The sequence below is a fragment of the Dietzia sp. SLG310A2-38A2 genome (assembly GCF_014145095.1).
Lineage (GTDB): Bacteria > Actinomycetota > Actinomycetes > Mycobacteriales > Mycobacteriaceae > Dietzia.
In genome coordinates this window covers 1-1,964 of the sequence record NZ_JAALDX010000311.1, presented here as the reverse complement: position 1 = coordinate 1,964, position 1,964 = coordinate 1, and the positions used below count along the sequence as shown (strand labels likewise).

Here is a 1,964-nt window from a genome sequence, read left to right as displayed (position 1 = left end):
CTGTCCGGGCGCCGCCTGTTCCTGCGGCGCACCCTGCGGGTCCTGTCCGGCGGGGGCGTCCCCGGGCTGTCCCGGCTCGACGGCCTGACCCGGCTGCTCGGACTGATCGACCTGCGAGCTCTCCTGGTCGGTGGCGGTCGGGGTCTCGTCGTCGCCCCCGAACAGCTGGACGAGCCCGATGCCGATCGCCAGGACCACCGCGGCGAGGAGGACCATCGCGATGGCCCGATAGGGAGGGCCCGTCGGCTCATCCGGGTCGGGACCGACCCCGGCGTCGCCACCGGGCGCGCCCGGGCCGTAGGGATCGTGCTGCGAGGTTTCGGGCTGGGAGCTCACGCCGGTGAGTGTAGGTCAGTCGAGGCGCATTCCCAGGTTGCGCGCCGCGCGTGCCTTCTGACGGCTGCTCCGCATGCGACGTAGACGCTTGACGAGGAGCGGGTCCGCGGCCAGCGCCTCGGGGCGGTCGATGAGGTCGTTGAGGATCTGGAAGTAGCGCGTGCCCGACATCTCGAACTTCTGCCGGATCGCCTCCTCCTTGGAGCCGGCGAACTTCCACCACTGCCGTTCGAACTCGAGCATCGCCTGGTCCCGATCGGACAGGACGGGATCGGCAGCGTGCAGCTCGGTCGCGGGCTGCGTCCCGCCCGCGACCTGCGGACCGCGTGCCGCAGTAGCTGATCGACCCATGCGCGCGCCTCCTGTGGTGTCGGTGCAGGTGCTCCGGTGCGGGTGTGCGGATCACACCGTTGTGATTCCCCCGTAGTGAACCACACGGATCCGACACCCTGCCAGGTGCGCACTAGGATCTCCTGCCATGGCCGTCCTGCCCATCGTCATCCTCGGCGATCCCGCCCTCCACGCCCCCACCGAGCCCGTCACCGGGTCCCCGGAGGAGATCCGCGACCTCGTCCGCGACCTCTACGAGACGATGGACGCCGCCAACGGCGTGGGGCTGGCCGCCAACCAGGTGGGCGTGCGCAAGCGGGTGTTCGTCTACGACTGCCCCGATCTGGACACCGAGGACGGCGAGGGCGTCTCCCGCGAGGACGTCGAGGCCCGTGGCGGCTGGATCACCCGGCGCGGCTGCGTGGTCAACCCGGTGTTGGAGACCTCCGAGATCCCGGAGACCATGCCGGACCCGGAGGATGATCTCGAGGGATGCCTGTCCGTCCCTGGCGTGAACTTCCCGCGCGGGCGCGCCTGGTGGGCCCGGGTCACCGGTACCGACGAGAACGGCGAGCCCGTCTCGGTGGAGGGCTACGGCCTGTTCGCGCGGTGCCTGCAGCACGAGGTGGGTCACCTCGACGGCTTCCTCTACACCGACCACCTGATCGGCCGGAACCGCAAGGCCGCCAAGAAGCACATCCGCGACGCCGGCTGGGGCGTGCCCGGGTTGAGCTGGGACCCGACCACCGATCCCGATCCGTTCGCCGACGAGGAGGACGACGACCCGGATGACGCGGCCGGGTGGGACGGGCCGGACGGCCCCGGTGACAACGACGACGACGAGGCCGCTGGCTTCCATGGCTGAGCAGGACCGGGGTCTGGCGGACCGGTCCCGGTGGAACGCCGGCCGACGCGTGGAGGTGGGCGAGCGCGTGGTGGTCCGCCGTCATCTGGAGGCCGGGCAGAGCTCGCACCTGTACACCGACGTCATCGGGCACGTGGTCGAGCTGGATCCCGTGCTGGTGGTGCGCCGGGAGTCCGGCGAGGAAGTGCGGATCCCCGACGCCGACATCGCCGTGCTCAAGGTGTTGCCGCCCCGGCCGGTCCGGGCCCGCGACGTCCGGGCCCACGAGTACGCGGGTGCGCTGGCGTGGCCGGGTACCGAGTTCGAGCTGGTGGACGGCTGGTTCTGCCGCGCCGGGGACGACTGGTCCTACCGCGGGAACTCGGCGGTCCCGGTGCTGCCGTGGGCCAGCTGCGGAGAGCTCGACGGGGTCCGCGACTGGTACGCCGCCCGT

The 1,964-nt window shown here is 71.7% G+C and carries 2 protein-coding genes and 2 pseudogenes; 2 read left to right on the top strand and 2 right to left on the bottom strand.

The features are described from left to right. Both G6027_RS11505 and G6027_RS11500 read right to left on the bottom strand, forming a co-directional pair. Window positions 1-336 (bottom strand): annotated as a pseudogene (locus tag G6027_RS11505) (LytR family transcriptional regulator); the annotation flags it as partial. A gap of 15 nt (window positions 337-351) precedes the next feature. Next, the gene (locus tag G6027_RS11500) at window positions 352-687 is read right to left on the bottom strand and encodes a DUF3263 domain-containing protein (protein WP_241727046.1); all 336 of its coding nucleotides are present in this window, start codon (window positions 685-687) and stop codon (window positions 352-354) included. A gap of 127 nt (window positions 688-814) precedes the next feature. On the opposite strand from G6027_RS11500, the gene G6027_RS11495 reads away from it, so the two are divergent. Further along, window positions 815-1,531, top strand: coding sequence for a peptide deformylase (locus G6027_RS11495; protein ID WP_182637304.1), 717 nt, complete (start codon window positions 815-817; stop codon window positions 1,529-1,531). Beyond that, a pseudogene (locus tag G6027_RS11490) lies at window positions 1,524-1,964 on the top strand (GNAT family N-acetyltransferase); the annotation flags it as partial. The gene G6027_RS11495 and the pseudogene G6027_RS11490, both read left to right, overlap by 8 nt.

Excerpts from the sequence above, each read along its gene's own strand:
- G6027_RS11500 (WP_241727046.1), bottom strand. The coding sequence starts at position 687 with ATGGGTCGATCAGCTACTGCGGCACGCGGTCCGCAGGTCGCGGGCGGG.
- G6027_RS11495 (WP_182637304.1), top strand. The coding sequence starts at position 815 with ATGGCCGTCCTGCCCATCGTCATCCTCGGCGATCCCGCCCTCCACGCC.